The organism is Agrobacterium sp. CG160-95, from assembly GCF_053521725.1.
In genome coordinates, this window is record NZ_JBNWDU010000002.1 from 951,604 (window position 1) to 972,568 (window position 20,965).

Sequence of the window (20,965 nt, forward strand, 5' to 3'; positions counted from 1 at the left end):
GGATCGAAGTGCAAATCGAAACTTCTGCTGTCACGGCACCCCGGAACAATCGTGCATTTTGTTTGTTGGTTGGCACCCCTAAAATGGCAACAAGGGGCAGCGTGTTATGAATAAATTCTTCACTCGCTTCGCAAGCGCTATAGCTTCATTTTCCGGCTCTCCAACGGCTTTCATGGTGGCTCTCGGAACCGTGCTCGTCTGGGGGATAAGCGGACCGCTGTTTGGGTTTTCGGAGGTCTGGCAACTGGTCATCAATACGGGTACGACCATTGTCACCTTCCTGATGATTTTCCTCGTGCAGAATTCACAGAACAGGGATTCCGCAGCGATGGAAGCAAAACTGGACGAGCTGCTGCGGGCGGTGGAGCAGGCGCGCGGTGACTTCATTGGGATCGAGCACCTCACGGAAGAGGAAATCGAAAAGATTCGTGCACGTCTCGAAAGGGAAAGCGGACCGGATAGCGATAAGCCCGCACCCCATCATGCCATGGCCCGCTTGCTTTCCCGACGTTAGTGGCATTTACCGTTGGCAGGCGCGTGTCAGGCGCGCTCTATGCGCAGAAAGAACTCGCCTCGGGTGAAAAGTGGCTCGAAGCCGTCATCGAAACGTCCGAGGCGGATCAGCCCTTTCGAGTATCGGTAGCTGTCGTAATAGAAGACTAGATTACCCCATGGCGCGTAATAAGCGATGTCGCCGGGACGTGCGTTATCGAAAGGCGTGTCAGTCACCTGCGTCAACTTTCGAGGCAGATATGCGATTTTCTCGTTGGTCGAATAGTCTTCGATCGTGAGATCGAGCGGCAGCATTTTCATGAGCTCGCGTGCCGACGGGTTGTCAAACAAGGTCGCGGTCATGCTGTGACCACCAAAGGCCATTCGGAAACTCATCAAGGATACCTCCGTTTTTGTTACCTGACCGAACAATGCGGACGGTAAAGCTGTGGCCGCGGTAGCCAGCCCAAGAAATAGACGCCGGTCGATCATTGGAATGCTCCCATGCCGAACTGCTTTACGAGGATATTCTCGATGATCTGAATGCCAGCGCTGACGCGGCCACGAGCAAACCTGCGCTTGCCAGGAAAGTCATGCGGTAGCCGGATGCGTCGTAAAGAAATCCGCCCACTATCGCACCGGCTGATATCGCAAGCTGGATGACCGCAACCATGAGACCACCTCCGGCTTCCGCATCCTGCGGCAGTGAGCGGGCGAGCCACGCCCACCAACCCACTGGCGCTGCGGTGGCGATCATTCCCCAGACCGCAAGCGCTATCGCCGCGACAGGGAGACTGTTGCCGAAGGCAACAAGTATCACGGCCGTCACCGCCATCAGAGCCGGGATGACGATCAGAACGCGATACAGGCGGTTGGCGAGAAAATAACCGATAAGGCTGGTGCCAACGATGCCGGCAACTCCGATGCCCAGAAGAATGAAGGTGAGTACCGAGATATCTACTCGTGTCACAGTTTCGAGAAACGGGCGGACATAGGTGAACAGCGTGAACTGGCCCATGAAGAAAACCGAGACCGATGCCATGCCGATAGCGATCAAAGGACGGTTCAGTAGCCTGAATGCATTCTTTGACGTTTTCCCGGGGAGGGGCTTCATGGAAGGGAGGCTTGCCAGCTGCCACAGGAATGCGATCGCCGCGACGGGGACGACAGTGAAGAAGGCACCTCGCCAACCGATGATCGATCCTAGAAACGCGCCGAGCGGAGGAGCAACGACAGTTGCCAGCGCGTTACCGCTGTTAAAGATTGCAAGCGCTCGGGGAACGAGATGCTCCGGTACAAGACGCATGGCTGTCGCCACCGATATGGACCAGAACCCACCGATCACTATCCCGATGAGCGCGCGCCCGACCATGAATATTTCATAGTTCGGTGCGATCGCCACGGTCACGCCAGAAAGGGCCATCAGTGCCGTCAGAGCAAGCAACAGCAGCTTACGGTCCCACTCTCCCGCGAGATACGAGACAAAGAGGCTCGTGACGACGGCGAAAGCGCCGGAGATCGCGATCGAATGTCCGGCGGATCCTTCGCTGATGCGCAGTTCATCCGCGATCGGCGTCAGCAGGCTGAGAGGCATGAATTCAGACGCGATCAGGGCGAAAACGCAGAGCGTCATCGCCAACACACCGCCCCAGTTTGCGGATCGGGATCTGGCTTCCCCTGTGGAAATTGTAGTTTCTATGGACATGGTACGGCAGCTTTTCTTGGCTATTTCTTCAACGGTCTTCCGCTGCTGATGGGAGGCAGCGAGGTGAACATAAGTCATGAAGCATCTTGCAATAAGCCGCCTGTCACGGGATGCAGTCATGAACGACGCTCATCAAAAGGTCTTGTTTAGCCGCGCCCGGCCTGCTTGCGTATTATCCACGTCGATGCAGGGGCTCGGTTCATTCATGAATATCGCTCATGACGGCATGCCTTCGCCGCGCTCTAATCTCGCGACAATCTCCGATCTATCTTTTGAACGACGCTGCTGCATCACCCCTCAAAGCAGCCCACCGGCCGCTCGTCACGGCAACGACAATGGAGAGTGAAGTGAGCAATCAGAACGAAAACGCTTCTACGGGAGAGGGCCTGGACATGGGCCGCCGTGGCCTTCTCAAGATTACAGGTGTCGGCATCGCCGCGATTGGCGCGGTGTCAGTGATGGCGGTATCGAAGGCAGAGGCGCAAACATTGAAGATGACGCAGGACTGGGACAAGGTTTTTCCGAAGAGCGAGAAGGTTGATCACCAGAAGGTCTCGTTCAAAAACCGTTATGGCATCACCCTGGCGGCCGACCTCTACATGCCCAAAACCCGCAACAGCGTCGGAAACCCCGCAATCGTGGTGAGCGGACCGTTTGGCGCGGTCAAGGAACAATCGTCCGGCCTTTACGCACAGACGATGGCCGAACGCGGTTTCGTCACTCTGGCATTCGATCCTTCCTATACAGGTGAGAGCGGCGGCGAACCGCGCAATATCGCGTCTCCCGACATCAACACCGAGGATTTCAGCGCGGCTGTGGACTACATCGGCCTGCATCCCGAAGTCGATCGCGAACGGATCGGCGTCATCGGTGTCTGCGGCTGGGGTGGCATGGCGCTCAATGCTGTAGCCTCGGACAAGCGTGTGAAGGCCGTGGTTGCCAGCACCATGTACGATATGACCCGCGTCATGTCCAAGGGCTACAACGACAGCGTCACGCTGGAGCAGCGCACGGCGACCCTGGAACAGTTGAGCCGCCAGCGGTGGGTCGATGCGGAAAAGGGTACACCTGCCTATCAGGCGGCCTACAACGCGGAAGTCGGACCCGACGCGCCGCAGTTCATGGTCGATTATCACGACTACTACTCGACACCACGCGGTTATCATAAGCGGGCGGTCAACTCCCGTAACGCCTGGTCGCAAACAACGCCAATTTCGTTTATGAACATGCCGATCCTGAGCTACATCGCGGAAATTTCGCCGCGCCCGGTTCTATTCATTCATGGCGAGAAGGCCCATTCTCTTTATTTCGCAGAGACCGCGTATGCGGCGGCGGCCGAACCGAAGGAACTTCATGTCATTCCCGGCGCCAGCCACACGGACCTCTACGACAAGATGGATGTGATCCCCTTCACCAAGCTCGCCAGCTTCTTTGAGCAGCACCTGTCGGCTTGATGCGTCCGGCAGTGACGTAACAGTTCAGGAGCCCGCCCAAAGCGGGCTCTTTTTCTGTTAGTGCGGCATGAGCATTATGCCATAATCAACAGGTCTGGATGCAGGAGGCTCATGAATGGCACGCGATACCGTCAACGATCTTGCAGCTTTCATTGCTGTTGCCCGAGAACAGAGCTTTACCCGGGCGGCGGCGAAGCTGGGCGTATCGCAGTCAGCATTGAGCCACACACTTCGCCAGCTTGAAGCCAGGTTGGGCGTGCGTCTCCTGATGCGGACGACCAGAGCGGTTTCGCCGACGGAGGCGGGCGAGCGGCTGCTAAACGGGATCGGTCCACATTTCGACGAGATCGAAGCGCATGTCGATGCGTTGAACGAACTGAGGGAAAAGCCGGCGGGAACGATCCGTATCGTCGCCGCCGAGTACGCGATCACCTATGTCCTCTGGCCCAAACTCAGGAAATTTTTGCCTCAATATCCCGACATCAAGGTCGAGCTGATCCTCGACAACGGACTGACCGACATCGTGACGGAGCGTTATGATGCGGGGGTGCGTATGGGTGAACATCTCGCGAAAGACATGATCTCCGCAAGGATCGGTCCCGACTTTTGTCTCGCTGTCGTCGGATCGCCCGCCTACTTCAAGAACCGACCACACCCGAGGCATCCCAAGGACCTGGTCGGCCATGATTGCATCAACTTCCGGCTGCCGAGTGCCGGCGGCTTTTATGTATGGGAGTTCGAGGACAAGGGCCGCGAGATCAAGATCAAGGTCGATGGCCAACTCGCCTTCAACAACAGTTTCAATTCGCTGGAAGCCGCGCTTGACGGCTTCGGGCTTGCCTACATCCCGGAGGAAATGATCCTTCCTTATGTCGCAGACGGCCGGCTGGTTCGCGTGTTGCAGAAATATTCCCCGCCCTGGGACGGATATTACCTCTATTACCCCAGCCGTCGCCAGGCATCACCGGCGTTCGTCAGGGTTTTGGAGGCCCTGCGATATCGGGTTTGACGGGAGTTGTCGGCCCCCCTGTGGATGTCCGTAACCCGGAACGATCCATGTCCGACTTTCGTCTTCTCTGCGCTCGCTGCGGCTGACAAGTCCTTATCCTAGATCAGCAGATAGCTGGCTTCAGAAATGCGTTGAACAATGGCTTGCCCCGCAAGGACGATAATGTCGCCCTCCATCGGTTGATGAGGCCGCAGCAAGTGTTTGTCGATCGTCAGCAGGAAATGCGATGAATGCAGTTCGCCTGGGGAAATGGAAATGTAAGACCAGCGATGCCAGGCAAATGGCATGGTGGCGAGGGCCATTCCCAGCAATCCCTTGAGGCGCATCGACCATGTTGACGAGGACTTGGCGTGGCGCGCAGCATCGGTTGCAACTGCACCGTCGACAATATGCTGTTGGTTCCAGGTTGTCTGGCCATGGTTGATCTTCCATGCTTCGGGGTCATCGTTTGCCAGATCGATCCTCGATTTTACCGGCTCGGCGATCAGCGCGACGTTCGGACTGAGCAAGCGTGGAACAAAAGAAAACGGCAGGCTGCGGATTTCGCGCAGGGGCGCGTTGACGCGGATAAGCTGCGCCAGACACCGCCAGTCGAAACCCTGATGTGACGTATGGTGCGCGGGCACCCGGTCCAGCCGGTATAAGCCTGCCCAAAAAGTCTCTTTCAGATTGCCGGATTGCCGGTTGTAGCCCATGAGGGCTGAACCCCAGTTCTTGATCCATACGGCTGGCCCGACTTCGACGGGAACCGTAACCAGGAAAATGCGGGGACGAACGATTGCGCAGACGTGCTCGATGACACGGACGGTGCGGTTGAGGTGGATATGTTCAAGCGTTTCCAGCGCGATGACGATGTCGGCCTCGATCGTTTTGTAAAGGTTCTCGTCGGTGGCGTCGCCGACGATGAAACGGCAGTTTTCGTAGTTGCTGTAGCGATTGCGCGCGGCCTCGATGAAGATTGGATCGTAGTCGATACCGACGTAATCAACGTCGAATTTTTCCAGAATATGTCCGACCGCGGTTCCGGGGCCGCAGCCGATATCCAGTATTCTGACCTTCCGATTGCCGACGTCCTTCTGCACTGTTTCGAGGACCTCGAGCAGCTTTCGATAGCGGCCTGCATGCAGAAAGCGCGTCAGCCAGTTGAAGTTCTGCATTTTTTCGTAAGTCGTCGCGAACGTACCCATCCAATCCGCCTCCATGAACCGTAGATGATGTCGTCTCGCGCTCCCTGTTATCGTAAAGATCGTGCGCGACCCGGCGTTGTATTTTTGAAGTCTGGCACGGCCTGCGTGACCTGCAACTCGACCAAAAGGCTTAAGTCGGAAGCGGGGATACCCACCCTGCCTCCTCTTAAAGGCAGATGTCGACGTGGTGGACGGTGAATCAGCCGGTTCTGACCGGCCGTCCTCTCCCTTTTGGTATGCTGCCGATGCGCAGGGCCTCGTTATACCTTTCAAGGAGGCGCCATCCGGGGCCGGAACCGCTGGGAGATGTGGTGGATGGTAGACAAGAGAGCCTTGATTATCGGCGTAACCGGGCAGGACGGCGCTTATCTCAGTGAATTGCTGCTTGCCAAGGGATATATCGTGCACGGCCTGAAAAGGCGGTCTTCCTCATTCAACACCGGCCGGATCGATCATCTTTATCAAGATCCTTTCGAGGAAAACCTTCGCTTTCGTCTTCACTTCGGTGACCTGACGGACGCAACGAACCTGTGCCGGGTCATTCAGGAGGTCCAGCCCGACGAGATCTATAATCTCGGCGCCCAGAGCCATGTCCAGGTCAGCTTCGAGACGCCGGAATATACGGCAAATGCGGATGCGCTTGGCACGCTGAGGCTGCTGGAAGCCATGCGCATTCTGAACCTCGGCGACCGTTGCCGGTTTTATCAGGCATCCACATCGGAGCTGTTCGGAGGGATGGGCACTGTTGCTCAGCACGAGGGTACGCCGTTCTATCCGAGAAGCCCCTATGCTGCGGCAAAACTCTACGCATACTGGATGACGGTCAATTACCGGGAAAGTTACGGCTTTCACGCATCCAACGGCATTCTCTTCAACCATGAGAGCCCCATTCGCGGGGAGACATTCGTCACGCGGAAAATCACGCGCGGCGTTGCCGCCATCGAACGCGGTCTCATGAGCAAGCTGCGTCTTGGCAATCTCGACGCAAAGAGGGACTGGGGGCATGCGCGCGATTATGTTGAAGGCATGTGGCGCATCGTGCAGCAGGAAATACCCGAGGACTATGTGCTCGCAACCGGCGAGGCACATACGGTGCGGGAATTCGTTGAGCTTGCTTTCGGCGTGGTCGGCAAGACCATCGAGTGGAACGGCGATGGCAGTGACGAAGTGGGATACGACGCCAAAACCGGCAATACGATCATCGAAATCGATCCCAGATATTTTCGTCCGGCGGAAGTGGATTTTCTTCTCGGCGACCCCAGCAAGGCGCGCAGGAAACTCAACTGGAGCCACTCGACTTCCTTTTGCGACCTCGTTCAGGAAATGGTCGAAGCGGATCTTCGCCTCGTGATGTTGGAAGAGGGAAGAAATGAATTCGTCGCATAAATCGCAAGAAATCCCGTTCAGCTTGAATGGCAAGCGGGTCTGGGTTGCCGGCCATACCGGAATGGTCGGCTCGGCACTCGTGCGACGTCTCCAGCGCGAAAATTGCGAAATTCTCAAAGTCTCTCGCAGCGAGCTCGATCTGACCCGACAGTACGAGACGGAGCAATGGATGGCGGCGGCAAGACCTGAGGTCATTTTTGTCGCTGCCGCCAAGGTTGGAGGCATCGCAGCAAATGCGGCCTATCCGGCGGACTTTCTTTACACCAATACGCTAATTTCGATGAATATCATGAAATCGGCTGCCGATATCGGTGTTGAAAAGCTTCTCTGGATGGGATCTAGCTGCATCTACCCGAAATTCGCAGCGCAGCCGATCACGGAAAATTCCCTTTTGACAGGCCCTTTGGAGCCAACCAACGAGGCCTACGCGATTGCGAAGATCGCGGCGCTCAAGCTTTCTCAATTCTACTCCAGTCAGTACGGCCTGAATTGCGTCTCCGTCATGCCGACAAATATTTACGGGCTGAACGACAATTTCGATCCGCAAAGCTCACACGTCATTCCTGCGATGATCAGGAGAATGCATGAAGCGAAAATCAGCGGCCAGAACAAGATTGTACTATGGGGCACGGGCAGTCCTCTGCGTGAGTTTCTCCATGTGGACGATCTGGCGGATGCCTGTTGCTTCCTCATGAAATCATCGGCGCATTTTCCGCTGATCAACATCGGCTCGGGGCGGGAGATATCCATCCGCAATCTCGCCCACCTGATTGCAGGCATCGTCGGCTACGATGGGCAGATCGTTTTTGACACCAGCAAACCGGATGGAGCCCCCAGAAAGCTGCTAGACTGCTCGCGGCTCAACGCGCTTGGCTGGAACTCGACGGTCGAACTCAGATACGGAATTCAGGATTTGTATGAGTGGTGGCGACAACCGAAGTCGCTGCAATCGGATATGTTACGACAAGCGGCAAGATGAGATCGCCAAATGCCCTGATATTATCGATTTTGCTTGCCGCCCTTGTGCTCGCATTTTCGGGTCTCTCGTCTGCCGGGCAGCCTGCGGTGTGGGGAGGGCAGGAGCAAGCCAGCCAACCTGATCCACGGCAGTTCGGTTTCCCGATACCTGCTCCAGAACCTCGATTGCCGGATGATGCGGATGCCTTCAATCCACCTTGGACAGAGGTAGGCGGCAAGGGGCCGGCAATCGCGGAAATTTCGAGAACGGCGGGCCCTGGCGAGGTTGTCTCGATGACCGGTGTCGATCTCGATGGACGAACGGGTTTCGAAGTCTTTTCGCAACACCCCGGTGCCGCGGAGGGCGTGGTGACCCCGTTGGCGTCGCTGACGGCTGACGCGACGGCGGCGACGCTGCTGCTGCCAGCCACGCTTCCTTCATGGTCCACCTACCTGATCAGGCCCCAGGGTAGCACTGTTCAAGGGCGCAGCTTCGCAATCAATCGCACGGAAAGCTGGTGGATCGGGCCCGATGCCGCAGCGCCGGGAGCCATCGTCTCGGTCTATGGTCGCAACCTTTCGCGGTCCAACGGGGCCAGCCAATCCTATCTCTATATCAAGCCGGTCGCTGTTGCCGGCTCGTATGTTCCGGCAATCTCCGTCAACCCCTTTAAGGTCGATTTCGAGGTGCCGGCTCTGCCACCGGGTAACTATGAAGTTTGGGTTCACAATACCCATGGCGGCCGCTTCGGCTGGAGCGGTCCGCTGACGCTTGAGGTCCTGTCGCAATCGCCATGGGCGGCGCAGGATAAAAAGCGCATCGATGCCAGGCAGTTCGGGGCAACGGGCGATGGCATGACCGACGACACCGCAGCCATTTTGCGCGCGCTCGACGCCGCGGCCGCAACGGCGCCATCGGTTTTGTATTTCCCCGCCGGGATTTATCTCGTGACAAAGCCTTTGGTTGCGCCCGCCAATGTGGCGTGGTTCGGGGAAGGGGTGAACAAAACGGAGATCAGGCTGAACCACGGGATTGATCAGAGCATGGTTGTCGTTAACGGCGACGACACCCGGTTCGGAAACCTGACCCTCAATGCCAACCGCAACATTGCGGGTAAACCTCTTCTTGCTTTGCGCAACGCCAAAAACACACGGCTGGATTCCGTACGTATCGACGCCTGGGGCGTGCCGGCGTTTGATGCCCAGGACACCGTAGGTCTTTTTGTGCATGCGTCCGAGTTGATCGAGAACGGATCCTTTTACGGCGCGAGCCGGCAGGTGTTTTTCTCCAACAATAGGTTTCGGATGACGGGTTACGGCGAATCCGTCGTCGCGCTATGGGGTGGGCGCGATTTCGCCATGACGGGCAACGAGCTGACAAATGCGGATGAAAGCCGCGACGACGGTCATGGCATCGGACGTTTTTTTGTTGGCCAGGCGCATTTCGGGAGCATGCGAAACCTCTATTTTGAGAAAAACATCTCGCGAAACGCCGCGCCCCACGACTGCACCAAGGTCGATTGCAACAAGGGCGAACAGATCTGCTTCGAGATCGTCGGGAGCAAGCTTAAAAACGATTTCGTCCGCGCTTCCTCGAACTCGGTTACCTTCAAGTCACTGTCGGATCTGGGGGATGCCAAGCCGGGCGGCTTCGATCTCGTCATCGTTGGCGGGCGAGGGGCCGGGCAACACCGTCACATCGCGTCGACGGATGGTTCTATTGTTCTGCTCGAGCAACCCTGGAATGTCGTGCCGGATCGAACGAGCCGTTTTGCTCTGGCAGCGACCGCATCGAGAGCCGTGATATACGATAATGTGTTCGATGGCAGGGCAAGCTATGCCGAGCACGATTCCGATTCCACCGGTGTTCTTCTGTACGGTAACGTATATGACGTGGTGGTCGACAGCAACCGCATCTCTCAGATGCGACACGGCATGATGACGGTTGCACTGGACTCGACGCGGGGACTCAGCCCGTATTTCCTGCAATATTCCAACAACAGTGTGACACGCAGCAACAGCGGCCTCTATGTCGGCACGACATTCGCGGATTCCGGGGTTGCCGGCATCTGGGGCGGTCTGGGGAATATTTATCGCAGGAACAGGTTCACGGATATCGCCTATATCGGCGTCGAATATGAAACCTGGAACCACTCCGGCGCCGACTATAATGGGACGGTCTTCGATGGAAATACCATCGCCAACGTCCGTTACGGCTTCGTAGATGCCTACAAACTCATGTGGACGCACGACGGCAGCTTCAAGGCCGGACCGGCCGAACGCTCAAGGCGGATCAACACGGTGCTCTACGACAATCATTTTACCCGAGGAACGCCAGGGCCCGTTCAAAGTGCGGGCTTCGTGACGATGCATCCGCAGAACAGCTGGGTAAATGTCGGCTCTACATGGAGCGGTTTTGCAGTGGGAAACGAGGGGCCTAAGGCCGTCACCGTTAAATCGTCCTCCAATGCTGCAAGGCTGACACCTGATTGAACCGGAGTCTATTCCCCGAAAATCCCGGCAAGGTACCTCTAATGACGTATCTGCGGTGAATTGACGAGCTGCCGGAAAGTGGCGAATATGGCTCAATCAATCAAGGCAATGCGATGCCACGGGCCCTTGAGATCAAGGCTCGACGGTTTTCATTTCAGGCGAGGGGACCGACGGATCGTTCGTTACTCCATGAGTGGCGAGCGATCTGTGGTTCCAGTTTGACGAGGTAATATTCTTGCAAATTTCAATCTCAACCCGTCGGCGCAACAAGATTTGCGCGGCGCTGGTGGCGGTTTGTGCCGAACGCAAATAGGCTCGCCCGGTTGAACGAGCGAGCCCTCCCAGTTACCGGGTAACCCCGGTTGCCAGGGACCCGCCAAAGTATCAGGGGGCGACGGGTTACTCTTACAAACCGCTTTTATCGTTTCGGTTCAATCTAGCTATAAGCGGTAGGGTTCGCATCCATCCATGTGCTGTGCGCCGAATTTTCGCGCTTGGGGTAAAAGTATAGGGACAAAAGCGTTAGAGTTTGAAAGACGTTACTTGGCGGCCCCGTTTTCCGCCGCCAAATTGAGCCAGGCATGCACGTCGGTCGCTGTGATCCAAATCCGTCCATCGAACGCGAACATTCCCTTCTCGATTTTGGATGCCGCTATCGTTGCAAACACGTCGACGAATTGCGCCAGACGTTGCGCATCGCACCGCGGTGGGGACTGGATGTCGTTCAGGGCATCCTGTGTCACATTGACGGGCTGCAGCCCTTTCTCGCCGTTCACGATGATGACGGCACGCTGCCTGACCATATGATAACCAACCGGAACGTTCGCAGATTCCATCTCCGTCTCCCTGGCAGTGGTACCGGTCGTTTCTATTCTGTGGAGGAAATCGAGATCCTACCGATCGGAACGCCGGCAAACTCTTTTGATTGGTGCTGGTCCTACGAGACTGCTGGAGGGCACTATTGAGGATAGCAAATTGCGACATGGCGCTATAGCTCTCCAAAAGCGGTAGCTGCTTTCAGGGCCGCTCAAGCAGGGGCGTCGGAGACGCTCGTCTCTCTTAGTTGACGCTTCCTGTGACGACTGCCGCTGAAACAGGGTCTCTGCCGGATACCGACAGGCGGACGCGCACAACGTCTCCCGCCCGGACCTGCGTATGCTCGTCCGCAGCTGTTTCGCGGTATGTACCTGCAACCTGACGCACGATGAAGAATTTGGTCTGGATCATGTCCTCGAGGCTGGAAACCCGCCGCGCCGTCGAGCCGATCTCGGCCATGGATTGAAGACTGAAGGCCAGCTTTTTCTTCAGACGCATGATGTCGAGGGAGGTGTCCCGCAATTCGGTCGCGGCGTCATTGTGCCTTTTGCTTTTCAGCTCCAGAATACGCCGCTCTACTTCGCTTTTGTTTTGTTGTGCGCGCGCCAGAAACGATGTCGATTCCAGCACCTGCTGGTTCATGGATAGGAGTTCGCGCTTACGCTCTCTCAGTGCTGATTCTGAGGCTGCACCGCGCGTGACAAGTTCCTTCGACGCGTTGACGTCCATGTCGAGCAACTCTAGTTGCTGGGTGCGCATGACGTTGCTTTTCTGGAGCGTGTCTATTTCCTGAATGAAGTTCTGTCGTTGGACCTCGAGGTTGGTCTTTTCGTCTTGCTGCGCCGAGAGGCGAAGGCGAAACAGACTTTTTTCAGATTCTACGATCTTCTCCAGTGCGGTGCGATCCCGGACGAGTCCGATTTCGTCGCCCTTATATTCAAATTCGGTGTCGTTGAGTTCCGCTTCCAGTCGGACGCGCCGGATATCCTGCGACAGGAGTTGCATCGACATGTCTTCATATTCCTGCTGGGCCGAGATCAACTGTATGCCCGAGGTATCCCTCTGTGCATTCGACTCGCGCAATCCGCCGCCGAGTGCGAAGAGTTCAAGCACGATCATGCCGGGACGGTATTCATATTTTCCCGGCTTCTGAACGTCGCCGACAACGAAGATCGGAGCATATTCCTTGACCGCAACGGCAACGGAGCGGTTTGCCACATGGCTTGCCAGATCGCGGCTGATCCGCGCACCGATTTCGTTCACTGTCTGGTCGACCACGTTGACGTTGCCAAGAAGCGGATAACCGATCGTTCCATCTGCACTGACGGGGAAGAGGCCGGTCAGGCCCGGGTCGCCGTAGACGGAGATCGTCAAGACGTCGCCGGTAGCGACCTTGTAGTTCGTGCCATCTGCTGCGGCCGGTAATTGGCAAACGGCGAGAGACAGAAAGGTGGTGCTGGCCATCATCAGGGAAAAGCCCCTGGACCTTGTCACGAAGCGCATGTTTCACCTCTCGCTATGGACGACAGCCGGGGGGCGCAGACTGGTCGCCCGTTTCCGCAGCTTGAAATGAGTATTCCAGTCCCGGAAAATCCTCGGCCAGACCGGGGGGTGGCGCTTTCTCGGGCGTCGGATTCCGTTGAGGATGATGCCTGTGATCGGCCGTCCCGCGACCCGCAGCTTGATGACGGCATTTTTCATGCCCGTGCCATCTGCGACGTCCTGCCGGACCACGAATGATACGGCATCCGACAGGGTGGCGATCCGCAACAGGTCCAGGTCATGGGAAGCGGATGGGGCCTCGATCAATACCAGTTCGTATCGCTGTCTCGCCTCTGCAATCAGGCCGGCGAAGCGCTTGCTTCCAAGAACAAGATTTGGCGGCAGGTCGCTTTTCTCGGCGACGATGATATCGACCCCGGAGGCCTGATCGCGTTGGATGATGTCGTCCAGAGACACCTCACGGCTGACCGCCTGGCCAACATGCGACGTCGATCCCACATCGAATTCCCTCCCGAGAGCCGGGTTCCGCAGATTGGCATCGATCAGCAGCAGATTAACGCCGCTCATCGCAAGAGATCTGGCAAGATTGGCGATCACGAACGTCTTGCCTTCCCCATCGGCCGAAGAGGTGAAGGCTATCACTTTCGCCTTGCTCTCGGCCAACTGTATGTGGGTCTGAAGGTCGGCAAACGCGCTGTAGAAATCCGCCGCGCCGCTGCTGAATTTTCCGGGCGTGTTCTGGAGCTCTCTAAAGGAAATGCGTGGAATGCTCCCGATGACGTTCAGTCCGGTTTTCTGTTGAAGAGACGTGATGGAGCCAACGGACCGGTCCGTAAAGTTCAGGATAAAAGCTGCCGCCAAACCGGTGCTGCAACCGAGAAGAAGCGCGACCAGTGCCCACAGACGCTCGTCAGGACTGGTCGGTTTACGGGAAGGCATGGCGCTCGATATGATCCGCGCCTCGGCAGTTGCGATACCGTCCTGTTCGATGGTCTGCTTGTAGCGTGCGAGGTATGTCTCGTAGATCGAGCGGTTCGCTGCTGCTTCCCGGTCAAGTTGCCCGGATTGAACCATTGCCATATCCGTCGTGGAAATGGCGCGTTGCACATCATTGAGGCTGGCCTCTACTTCCTGCCGCTGTTTTTCGTTGACCTCGATCTCGTTGCGCAATGCAGCGATGATCTGGGCGATCTCTGAATCGATCTGCTTGTTGAGTGAACTGAGCTGGGAGGATAACTGCGGCCGCTCTGGACTCATGACGGCGCCGCTTTCATCGATCTGGGCAATGGCCCTGATGACCCTTGCCTGCTCGGCCCTTAAAAGCTGGATTGATGGTGAGGACAGAACTTCCGTAATCCCGAGCCCGTCACCGCTTTTCTGTAGTTCGAGCGCTGTGGCCAGGCGCGCCCTTGACCCCGCCAACTTGGCCTGTAGCGTTGTCAGCTCGACATTTAGACTTGAAAGACGCTGCGACTGCAACGGAAGACCACCAGTGTCTATCAGTCCGGATTTTTCGCGAAATTGCGACGCCTGGCGTTCGGACTCCTCGAGTTCCGTGCGAAGACTGACCAGCCGCTCCCCGAGCCATGCGCTGACACGCCGGGTTGCCGTTGTCTGGAGGTCGATCTGGTAGTCGATATAGGCTGCTCCGAAAGCATTGGCGACTTTCGCGGCAAGCGCCGGATCGTTGGCGTAATAGGATATGTAGATTGTATACGACCGGCCATCATTCATCACACGAACATTGGTCATGAGGTTATCGATCATTTTCGATGTCTCGGCGTCGTTGCTAAGCACGATCGCGTCGGCATCCGCCCGGTCGGAGTTTGGTTGCCGCCCTTCGAGCAGTCGATCTTTTTGCAGGATGACGAGAACCCGTTCCGCCATGGACCTCGACCCGATGATGTCGAGTTCGGTTCGAAGCACCGGGCTTTCCTGAGGCAGCGGAGAGACCACGGATTCAGTGGGGAGCGCCTGAAGTTTGCGGACATCAAGCGCAAGGGTTGCCTCGGCCTTGTAACGGATGGGGGTTCTCGCATAGCCGATTGCCGCGATTGCGAAACTGGCGAGAAAGCAGATGAAGACGGCTCTGCGCCGCTCCCGCAGTATGGATATGAAGCGGGAAATACCTTCCTGCTCAACCGGAGATGATGACGACTGGATCATGACGGTTCCTGCTGTAAGCGGGGCGTTCGGTAGCGGTCAGTGGATGTCGTGTGCTTAGCGGTCGTACGCCATGTCGCCGATCTTGCAGGCAACTTCCGTGCGGTTCGTTGCTCCAAGCTTCTTCATGATATTGCGGATATGCACCTTGATGGTGCTTTCACAAAGGTTCAGCTCCAGAGCGATATCCTTGTTCGCCTTTCCGCACCGCAAGGCCTCCGCAATAGCCGATTGACGGCTTGTAAATTTCGTCGGAGGAACGGATGCGTGTGCAGTCAGGCCGAACAGACTTTTCATGTTCATGACGCTGCTGGCTGGTATGAAACGGCCGCCCGCGATTGCAAGACTGATCGCCTGGACGCAGACGTCGATGCTGACGGAACTCGATATGTACCCGCGCACGCCAAGAGCGATCGTATCCAGAATGGTATTGATATCCTGATCGTCAGAGAGCACGACGACGGCGGCCGGAGACACGGCAGCCACAATCTCCGCAAGATCGCGGTTTGTCTCTGCAGACGGACCGGGCCAGGCGCTGACCAGAACTGCCGCAGGCATGCCGATTTCCGCGCGTGCCTGTTGCCATTCGCCGAGATTGGAGAAGGTCAGGATGCGCCTGTCCGCATATTGATAGTTGAGACTATGGGCGAGGCATTCCCGCTCCAGCATGCGACGATCTATGATGCCGATATAGCCAGCCGCAGTTGCTGCGGCCTGCGGATGCAGTGTGCCTTCCGGCGGGTTCTCGGAGATGTGGTTCTGGATCATGACGACAATGCCCCCTGTATTGTTTTTGGTTTCTTTTAATTTCCGCAAAACGTCGATTTTGTACCGTAAACGGGCCTCTGCCTGTTCAGGCGAACGTCAGCTTCCTGACGGTAAAGGCTTCCGCAAAACGTGTAGGCGCACGGCATTCCATTCCCCGCAGCCGCGCCAGACCGCGAAAGGTATCTGCATCGAACCAGTCCTTGGATCTCTGTGTTCCAAAATGCTGCAAGAGAAGCTCGACCTTCATGTTCATCGCGTCTTCGCTCAACGGCACGTAGGCGTTTCTTCTGCCGAAATCGCCGTCCCATTTCGGGATTTCGTATTCCATGATCAGGTGATTTCTGAAGATGTTGGATGTGAGCCTGTTGATTTCGCGGTGATCCTGGTGCGCGTCCTCGCGGCTATGCGTGAATATGACGTCGGGACTGACTTTGTCGCGCAATGTCAGCAGCCATGACTTGATCTCGCGGCTCTGCGAGGGAAAGTAGCTGTCCTGAAACGATGCCAGTTCAATTGAGTAGGACGCTGCTTTTGCGAGAAAAGCTTCGGCGGAACTGCGTGCCTCCAGGGCGCGCTCGTTACCGGCACTGAGGACGCACCAATAGACATCGAGCAACACGCCCTTTGAAAGCAGGCTGAGTACCGTGCCTCCGACGCCGATCTCAATGTCGTCGGAGTGAGCTCCGAGACAAAGGATCGACAGACGATCACCGGCGGAAGCGAGGGACATGTTTTTCATGGCAGCAGCTTCGTGTTTGACGACTTGCGTGCCATCGAGGCATCGTCTCCAATCCATGGCATGTCACCACGCTCTACCATTGCCTCCAACGTCTGCCAGTCGCGCAGCGTATCCATTGACCGCCAGAAACCCTCATGTTTGTAGGCCATCAATTTATCTTCAGAAATCAACCTCGAGAACGGTTCCAGCACGAGTTCCTCACCCTCGCGCATGTAGTCGAAAATTTCGGGTCGCATCAGGAAGTAGCCGCCGTTTATCCACATGTCGGATGTTTCCGACGACCGAAATTCCCGGACCCTTCCGCTCTCGTCGATCTCCGCCAGGTGGTAAGTGAGGGGCGGTCTGACAGCCAGAAAACAGGCGAGCTTGTCGCTCTTTTCGAATTGGTCAATCATGTCGTCGAGATCGACGTCGGTCAGGCCGTCGCTATAATTCGCAAGGAACATCTTCTCGCCCTTGAGATGATGACGTACGGCCCAGAGGCGCTCGCCTATATTGCGCCATATCCCCGTATCGATCAGGGATACGCGCCAGTCCCTTGGCAGTTCCTCGAGCAATTCCACGCGTCCGGGGCTCGATATGACGCAGTCGGCATAGCTTTCCGGCCGGCTGTTGAGGAAGAATTCTTTTATGACGTGCGCCTTGTAGCCAAGGCAGAGGATGAAGTCCTCATGCCCGAAACGGGCGTAATATTGCATGACATGCCGCATGATCGGTTGAGACCCGAGCGGGATCAGCGGTTTCGGGACGCTTTCGGAATATTCCCTGATGCGAGTACCCCTGCCGCCACAGAACAAGACGACCTTCATTGTACCAACTCCTTCGGATCAATGATGGATATGTCGGGAATTGGAACGACGAATTTCCCGCCCCAGTTTCTGATGTCGTTCATTTGTGCAACGATCTCATTCTTCAGGTTCCAGGGGAGAATGAGAACGTAATCCGGCTTCATGCGCTGGATTTCGCTCACGGGCCGGATCGGAATATGCATTCCCGGCGTGAGGCGACCATGTTTGTAAGGATTGCGATCGACTGCAAAATCGATGAAATCGGTGCCGATACCGCAATAATTTAGCAGCGTGTTGCCCTTTCCCGGTGCGCCATAGGCGCAGATCGATTTGCGCATCTCCTTGAGGCGGATGAGGAAAGACAGGAGGTTTCGCTTTGTCTGGCGCACGGCTTCGGAGAAGGCCGTATAGGTCTCTATTCTGTCGAGCCCGGCATTCAGCTCCCGTTCCAGGAGGCTATCCACGCGGGCTTCACGCGGGAACTTGCTGTCCTCGTGCGAGAAAAAGACCCGCAGCGAACCGCCATGTGTGGGGATCTCTTCGACATCGAAAACCTTTAGCCCATGACGGCGGGCCATTTTTTCTATGGTCAGCAATGAGAAGTAGGAAAAGTGCTCGTGATAGATGGTGTCGAACTGGTTTTCCGCGATTAGCTTTTCGATATGCGGGAACTCAAGGGTGATGACGCCTTCAGGCTTGAGCAGCACTTTCATACCGGCGACGAAATCGTTGATATCAGGCACCTGGGCAAGGACATTGTTGCCGATGATGAGATCGGCTTTTTGGCCTCTGGCCGCCATATCGGTTGCTAGGGCCTCGTTGAAAAATTCAGTCAGTGTCGGAATACCTTTGCCGATCGCCACCTTTGCGACGTTGACCGCCGGTTCAATTCCCAGCATCGGGATGTTGCTGGTCAGGAAATGTTGCAGCAGGTAACCGTCGTTGCTGGCAAGCTCGACAACGAAACTGGATTCGCCAAGCGCAAAGCGCTCGATGACCATGTCGCAGTACCGCTTTGCGTGAGCGACCCAACTGTCCGAGAACGAGGAGAAATACGCGTACTCCGTGAAAATATTCTCGGGCGCTACATATTCCTGAAGCTGGACGAGGAAGCATTCGTCGCAAACGAATGCGTGGAGCGGATAAAACGGCTCGACGTCGTTGGCTGCGTCAGCTGCGACGAAGCTTTCGCAGGGCGGAGACATTCCAAGATCGACGAAGGTATGCACCAATGGCGAGCTGCAAAGACGGCAAAGCCCGACGTGATGCGTCGAGCTCAGTCTTGCAGAAAAAACTGCCTCATTATTCATCTGACGCCCCCTGATTTCATCGCATTGTCTTCGAGTGAATTTCAGAAAATTCTTTTATTAACTGGAAAAAATACTATGGATCGGGGTGGGTGACGATACTGCATTCGGCTCGAAAACGTCATCCATAAGCCGTAGGGTTATATTGGAATCCGCTAAAATTCGCTTCCGGCGGCTGGTTTCCGCAACCGAAAGGGTGACTTATTTGCCAGCCCGCCTTCAAGGTATGGTGCTGCCTATGGGTGTATTCCGGAGCCGCTGAAATGGCGGAGAATTCTTCTTGAATACGGGATTGCATCAGGAGCGCCGAATGCTGTTTGAGAAGACGAAAATCGAGGGGCTCTGGGTCGTCAATACGGTGCCTGTGCGGGACAGTCGCGGCTCTTTTGCCAGGACGTTCTGCAAACGCGAATTTGAGAGCAACGCGCTGGTATCGGACTTCAGTCAGCACAGCCTTTCTCTATCGAAGCTGAAACACACGGTACGAGGGCTGCATTTCCAGCGACCGCCGCATCAGGAGACAAAGCTGGTTTCCTGCGTCAAAGGATCGATCTGGGATGTCGCCGTCGATCTGCGCCGGGGCTCGCCCACCTATCTGCAATGGGTTGGCACGGTGTTGTCGGTCGACAATGGCGCGCAGTTCTACATTCCCGAGGGTTTTGCACACGGCTTCCAGTCGCTCAGCGACGACGTTGCTGTGTCCTATTTGATTTCGGTGCCCTATGCCGAGGCAAGTGCGGCAGGGATCCGGTATGACGAGCCCGCGATAGGTGTAGAATGGCCTGCGCCGCCCTCGGTCATATCGGAAAAGGACCTCGGTTGGCCCGCTTTGCAATGAAGGTCTAGCGCGTCAGGAAACCGAGGTTCGAGACAAGGCCCGCCTCGAGCAGCCTGCCGGCAGCGCTCGCAATATCGACAAACGGCATTTTTGACCTTTCGGCGATATCCAGTAGTGAGTTGGTTCCATCGGCGAGGTTGAGTATCCATAGAAAGGCCATGGTGCGGTCGTCATTCGTCTTATGGCCGCCTATCGCAGGAAAAAGCCCGTATTTTCCGAGCTGTGGCTCACCCTTGGGCCGAAGGTTCAACGGCGTCCAGTTGTCTTCGAGAGCATCGATCATGTCCATGATCATCCAAAAGGATGACCCGAGATGTTCGGGCCGGATGAAGTCGAGATTGTCGGCCGAGGTGTGATATTCGGGAAAGGTTCCGAAAGCGCTTCTCTGCAATAGTCCAACCGGCAGGTTGAAGCCCGGCGAACAGAATTGGCGCTCGTCATAGCCGTAGGGAATGAAGTCGGCGATTGCCAGATGTTTACGATCCTCTCCGCAGCGGGTGCAGGCGGCGATCCGGTCGATCAGTGCATCTCCCCTGCGGCTGCGCTTGTAGTTCGGCCCGCCCCCGTCACCAATGCACGAAACCACAAGACCATGCGCAATGTTCGATATCCCGTCTTCGTTCTGCGCAAGCCATGACAGGGAGCCGATCGTTCCGGGTGCGAAGACGAACCTGTAGCTGTAATATGTGGACCTGCTTTTCAGGCCTGCAGCAAGACACGTCAGCAATGCCAGGCCGGAACAATTGTCGTTTGCGAGCGACGGGTGACAGATATGCGCGAAGAGAAGCACTTCTTCGGTACTTTGTCCGATATGCAGATATTCGCCGTAATACAGATTGCCTGACGCCTTTTCGGTGTCGATGACGACCTCATAGTCGCCTTCCTCTAGCTTGAGGAATTCATGATGCGACATGCAAAAGCCCCAGGCATCCGTGTAATAGGCTGTTTTGTAAGGAATGAGATCGGGTTGTGCCGGCAAGGTGTAGATATGCGCTTGCAGTTCGGCCAGCGGCATCACGCGACGTTGAGGGATGCTGTAGCTCATGAGATGCAGGTTCGACATTTGAAAATCGATTACCTTGCGTCCCGCCGCGTTCTTCACATAGGCGTCCCGGACGTTCCATTCCTGGGGCACCGTCCAGTCGAAAACCCGCGTCCCGCTAGGGACGGCGCGCTGCTCGATATCGATATATTCTTTAAGGATATCGATGGTGTCGCGCACGCCTTTGCCGGTGATGCTGCGACAGATCGGAAAGAGGCGGGAAGCCAGATCATGAATAGTCTGGCCGATACCTGCCTCTCTCCATGCATCGCCTGTCAGCTTTGCACCGGGCTCCATCTTGCCCATCCGGGCCTCCTG

General features: G+C 56.4%; 19 protein-coding genes. 8 read left to right on the plus strand and 11 right to left on the minus strand.

Going from position 1 to position 20,965, the window contains the following annotated elements; genetic code table 11:
• The first annotated feature begins 106 nt into the window (after nt 1-106).
• Nucleotides 107-514 carry a low affinity iron permease family protein gene (locus ACQZ63_RS10970; protein WP_013761309.1) on the plus strand — a complete coding sequence of 136 codons (408 nt, stop codon included), beginning with the start codon at nt 107-109 and terminating at the stop codon, nt 512-514.
• A 26-nt stretch (nt 515-540) separates the two neighbouring features.
• Here the strand turns inward: ACQZ63_RS10970 and ACQZ63_RS10975 are convergent, their stop codons facing one another.
• Both ACQZ63_RS10975 and ACQZ63_RS10980 read right to left on the minus strand, forming a co-directional pair.
• On the minus strand, nt 541-984 hold the full coding sequence (locus tag ACQZ63_RS10975; protein WP_113556236.1) for a cyclophilin-like fold protein: 444 nt from the start codon (nt 982-984) through the stop codon (nt 541-543).
• A 25-nt stretch (nt 985-1,009) separates the two neighbouring features.
• Nucleotides 1,010-2,197, minus strand: coding sequence for an MFS transporter (locus tag ACQZ63_RS10980; protein ID WP_448799148.1), 1,188 nt, complete (start codon nt 2,195-2,197; stop codon nt 1,010-1,012).
• 118 nt (nt 2,198-2,315) lie between these two features.
• Between ACQZ63_RS10980 and ACQZ63_RS10985 the strand changes: the two genes are divergently transcribed.
• The 3 genes from ACQZ63_RS10985 (at nt 2,316) to ACQZ63_RS10995 (ending at nt 4,660) form a co-directional block, all read left to right on the plus strand.
• On the plus strand, nt 2,316-2,543 hold the full coding sequence (locus ACQZ63_RS10985) for a hypothetical protein (protein ID WP_141682332.1): 228 nt from the start codon (nt 2,316-2,318) through the stop codon (nt 2,541-2,543).
• 46 nt (nt 2,544-2,589) lie between these two features.
• Entirely contained in the window at nt 2,590-3,651 is a 1,062-nt protein-coding gene (locus ACQZ63_RS10990; protein ID WP_113556235.1) for an alpha/beta hydrolase, read from the plus strand.
• Between the two features lie 115 nt (nt 3,652-3,766).
• Nucleotides 3,767-4,660, plus strand: a complete 894-nt coding sequence (locus ACQZ63_RS10995; protein WP_038493626.1) for a LysR family transcriptional regulator — start codon at nt 3,767-3,769, stop codon at nt 4,658-4,660.
• 98 nt (nt 4,661-4,758) lie between these two features.
• Here the strand turns inward: ACQZ63_RS10995 and ACQZ63_RS11000 are convergent, their stop codons facing one another.
• Nucleotides 4,759-6,120 (minus strand): class I SAM-dependent methyltransferase, encoded by a 1,362-nt coding sequence (locus tag ACQZ63_RS11000; RefSeq protein WP_448799137.1) that lies wholly within the window; start codon nt 6,118-6,120, stop codon nt 4,759-4,761.
• A gap of 42 nt (nt 6,121-6,162) precedes the next feature.
• Between ACQZ63_RS11000 and gmd the strand changes: the two genes are divergently transcribed.
• Genes gmd through ACQZ63_RS11015 form a run of 3 tightly spaced genes read left to right on the plus strand, consistent with a single transcriptional unit; the run spans nt 6,163 to nt 10,683 of the window.
• Nucleotides 6,163-7,233: a GDP-mannose 4,6-dehydratase gene (gmd, locus tag ACQZ63_RS11005; protein WP_019566379.1), complete on the plus strand. Its 1,071-nt coding sequence runs from the start codon at nt 6,163-6,165 to the stop codon at nt 7,231-7,233.
• On the plus strand, nt 7,217-8,212 hold the full coding sequence (locus tag ACQZ63_RS11010) for a GDP-L-fucose synthase family protein (protein WP_019566378.1): 996 nt from the start codon (nt 7,217-7,219) through the stop codon (nt 8,210-8,212). Before gmd ends, ACQZ63_RS11010 begins: the two co-directional genes overlap by 17 nt.
• Entirely contained in the window at nt 8,155-10,683 is a 2,529-nt protein-coding gene (locus tag ACQZ63_RS11015) for a glycosyl hydrolase family 28-related protein (protein ID WP_448799138.1), read from the plus strand. Before ACQZ63_RS11010 ends, ACQZ63_RS11015 begins: the two co-directional genes overlap by 58 nt.
• Before the next feature lie 539 nt (nt 10,684-11,222).
• On the opposite strand, the gene ACQZ63_RS11020 is transcribed toward ACQZ63_RS11015, so the two are convergent.
• The 7 genes from ACQZ63_RS11020 to ACQZ63_RS11050 all read right to left on the minus strand — a co-directional run bounded on the left by ACQZ63_RS11020 (nt 11,223) and on the right by ACQZ63_RS11050 (nt 18,770).
• Nucleotides 11,223-11,519 (minus strand): hypothetical protein, encoded by a 297-nt coding sequence (locus ACQZ63_RS11020; protein WP_065663102.1) that lies wholly within the window; start codon nt 11,517-11,519, stop codon nt 11,223-11,225.
• A 223-nt stretch (nt 11,520-11,742) separates the two neighbouring features.
• Nucleotides 11,743-12,966 (minus strand): polysaccharide biosynthesis/export family protein, encoded by a 1,224-nt coding sequence (locus ACQZ63_RS11025; protein ID WP_236776447.1) that lies wholly within the window; start codon nt 12,964-12,966, stop codon nt 11,743-11,745.
• 39 nt (nt 12,967-13,005) lie between these two features.
• The gene (locus ACQZ63_RS11030; protein WP_113556231.1) at nt 13,006-15,168 is read right to left on the minus strand and encodes a polysaccharide biosynthesis tyrosine autokinase; all 2,163 of its coding nucleotides are present in this window, start codon (nt 15,166-15,168) and stop codon (nt 13,006-13,008) included.
• Nucleotides 15,169-15,222: 54 nt separating this feature from the next.
• Nucleotides 15,223-15,933: a response regulator transcription factor gene (locus ACQZ63_RS11035; RefSeq protein ID WP_111851602.1), complete on the minus strand. Its 711-nt coding sequence runs from the start codon at nt 15,931-15,933 to the stop codon at nt 15,223-15,225.
• Nucleotides 15,934-16,018: 85 nt separating this feature from the next.
• Nucleotides 16,019-16,672, minus strand: coding sequence for a PIG-L deacetylase family protein (locus tag ACQZ63_RS11040; protein WP_026330955.1), 654 nt, complete (start codon nt 16,670-16,672; stop codon nt 16,019-16,021).
• Entirely contained in the window at nt 16,669-17,481 is an 813-nt protein-coding gene (locus tag ACQZ63_RS11045; protein ID WP_013761295.1) for a glucose-1-phosphate cytidylyltransferase, read from the minus strand. The genes ACQZ63_RS11040 and ACQZ63_RS11045 overlap by 4 nt, the downstream gene beginning before the upstream one ends.
• Nucleotides 17,478-18,770, minus strand: coding sequence for a class I SAM-dependent methyltransferase (locus ACQZ63_RS11050; protein WP_013761294.1), 1,293 nt, complete (start codon nt 18,768-18,770; stop codon nt 17,478-17,480). The genes ACQZ63_RS11045 and ACQZ63_RS11050 overlap by 4 nt, the downstream gene beginning before the upstream one ends.
• Nucleotides 18,771-19,077: 307 nt before the next feature.
• On the opposite strand from ACQZ63_RS11050, the gene rfbC reads away from it, so the two are divergent.
• Complete coding sequence (gene rfbC / locus ACQZ63_RS11055; protein WP_113556230.1) at nt 19,078-19,605, plus strand: dTDP-4-dehydrorhamnose 3,5-epimerase; 528 nt, start codon at nt 19,078-19,080, stop codon at nt 19,603-19,605.
• Nucleotides 19,606-19,609: 4 nt separating this feature from the next.
• On the opposite strand, the gene ACQZ63_RS11060 is transcribed toward rfbC, so the two are convergent.
• Nucleotides 19,610-20,953 (minus strand): DUF4910 domain-containing protein, encoded by a 1,344-nt coding sequence (locus tag ACQZ63_RS11060; RefSeq protein WP_113556229.1) that lies wholly within the window; start codon nt 20,951-20,953, stop codon nt 19,610-19,612.
• Nucleotides 20,954-20,965: the final 12 nt, after the last annotated feature.

Excerpts from the sequence above, each read along its gene's own strand:
- rfbC (WP_113556230.1), top strand. The coding sequence starts at position 19,078 with ATGCTGTTTGAGAAGACGAAAATCGAGGGGCTCTGGGTCGTCAATACG.
- ACQZ63_RS10980 (WP_448799148.1), bottom strand. The coding sequence starts at position 2,197 with ATGTCCATAGAAACTACAATTTCCACAGGGGAAGCCAGATCCCGATCC.
- ACQZ63_RS11020 (WP_065663102.1), bottom strand. The coding sequence starts at position 11,519 with ATGGAATCTGCGAACGTTCCGGTTGGTTATCATATGGTCAGGCAGCGT.
- ACQZ63_RS11010 (WP_019566378.1), top strand. The coding sequence starts at position 7,217 with ATGAATTCGTCGCATAAATCGCAAGAAATCCCGTTCAGCTTGAATGGC.
- ACQZ63_RS11060 (WP_113556229.1), bottom strand. The coding sequence starts at position 20,953 with ATGGGCAAGATGGAGCCCGGTGCAAAGCTGACAGGCGATGCATGGAGA.
- ACQZ63_RS11025 (WP_236776447.1), bottom strand. The coding sequence starts at position 12,966 with ATGATGGCCAGCACCACCTTTCTGTCTCTCGCCGTTTGCCAATTACCG.
- ACQZ63_RS10975 (WP_113556236.1), bottom strand. The coding sequence starts at position 984 with ATGATCGACCGGCGTCTATTTCTTGGGCTGGCTACCGCGGCCACAGCT.
- gmd (WP_019566379.1), top strand. The coding sequence starts at position 6,163 with ATGGTAGACAAGAGAGCCTTGATTATCGGCGTAACCGGGCAGGACGGC.
- ACQZ63_RS10985 (WP_141682332.1), top strand. The coding sequence starts at position 2,316 with ATGAACGACGCTCATCAAAAGGTCTTGTTTAGCCGCGCCCGGCCTGCT.
- ACQZ63_RS11045 (WP_013761295.1), bottom strand. The coding sequence starts at position 17,481 with ATGAAGGTCGTCTTGTTCTGTGGCGGCAGGGGTACTCGCATCAGGGAA.
- ACQZ63_RS11035 (WP_111851602.1), bottom strand. The coding sequence starts at position 15,933 with ATGATCCAGAACCACATCTCCGAGAACCCGCCGGAAGGCACACTGCAT.
- ACQZ63_RS11030 (WP_113556231.1), bottom strand. The coding sequence starts at position 15,168 with ATGATCCAGTCGTCATCATCTCCGGTTGAGCAGGAAGGTATTTCCCGC.
- ACQZ63_RS11050 (WP_013761294.1), bottom strand. The coding sequence starts at position 18,770 with ATGAATAATGAGGCAGTTTTTTCTGCAAGACTGAGCTCGACGCATCAC.
- ACQZ63_RS10990 (WP_113556235.1), top strand. The coding sequence starts at position 2,590 with ATGGGCCGCCGTGGCCTTCTCAAGATTACAGGTGTCGGCATCGCCGCG.
- ACQZ63_RS10970 (WP_013761309.1), top strand. The coding sequence starts at position 107 with ATGAATAAATTCTTCACTCGCTTCGCAAGCGCTATAGCTTCATTTTCC.
- ACQZ63_RS11040 (WP_026330955.1), bottom strand. The coding sequence starts at position 16,672 with ATGAAAAACATGTCCCTCGCTTCCGCCGGTGATCGTCTGTCGATCCTT.
- ACQZ63_RS10995 (WP_038493626.1), top strand. The coding sequence starts at position 3,767 with ATGGCACGCGATACCGTCAACGATCTTGCAGCTTTCATTGCTGTTGCC.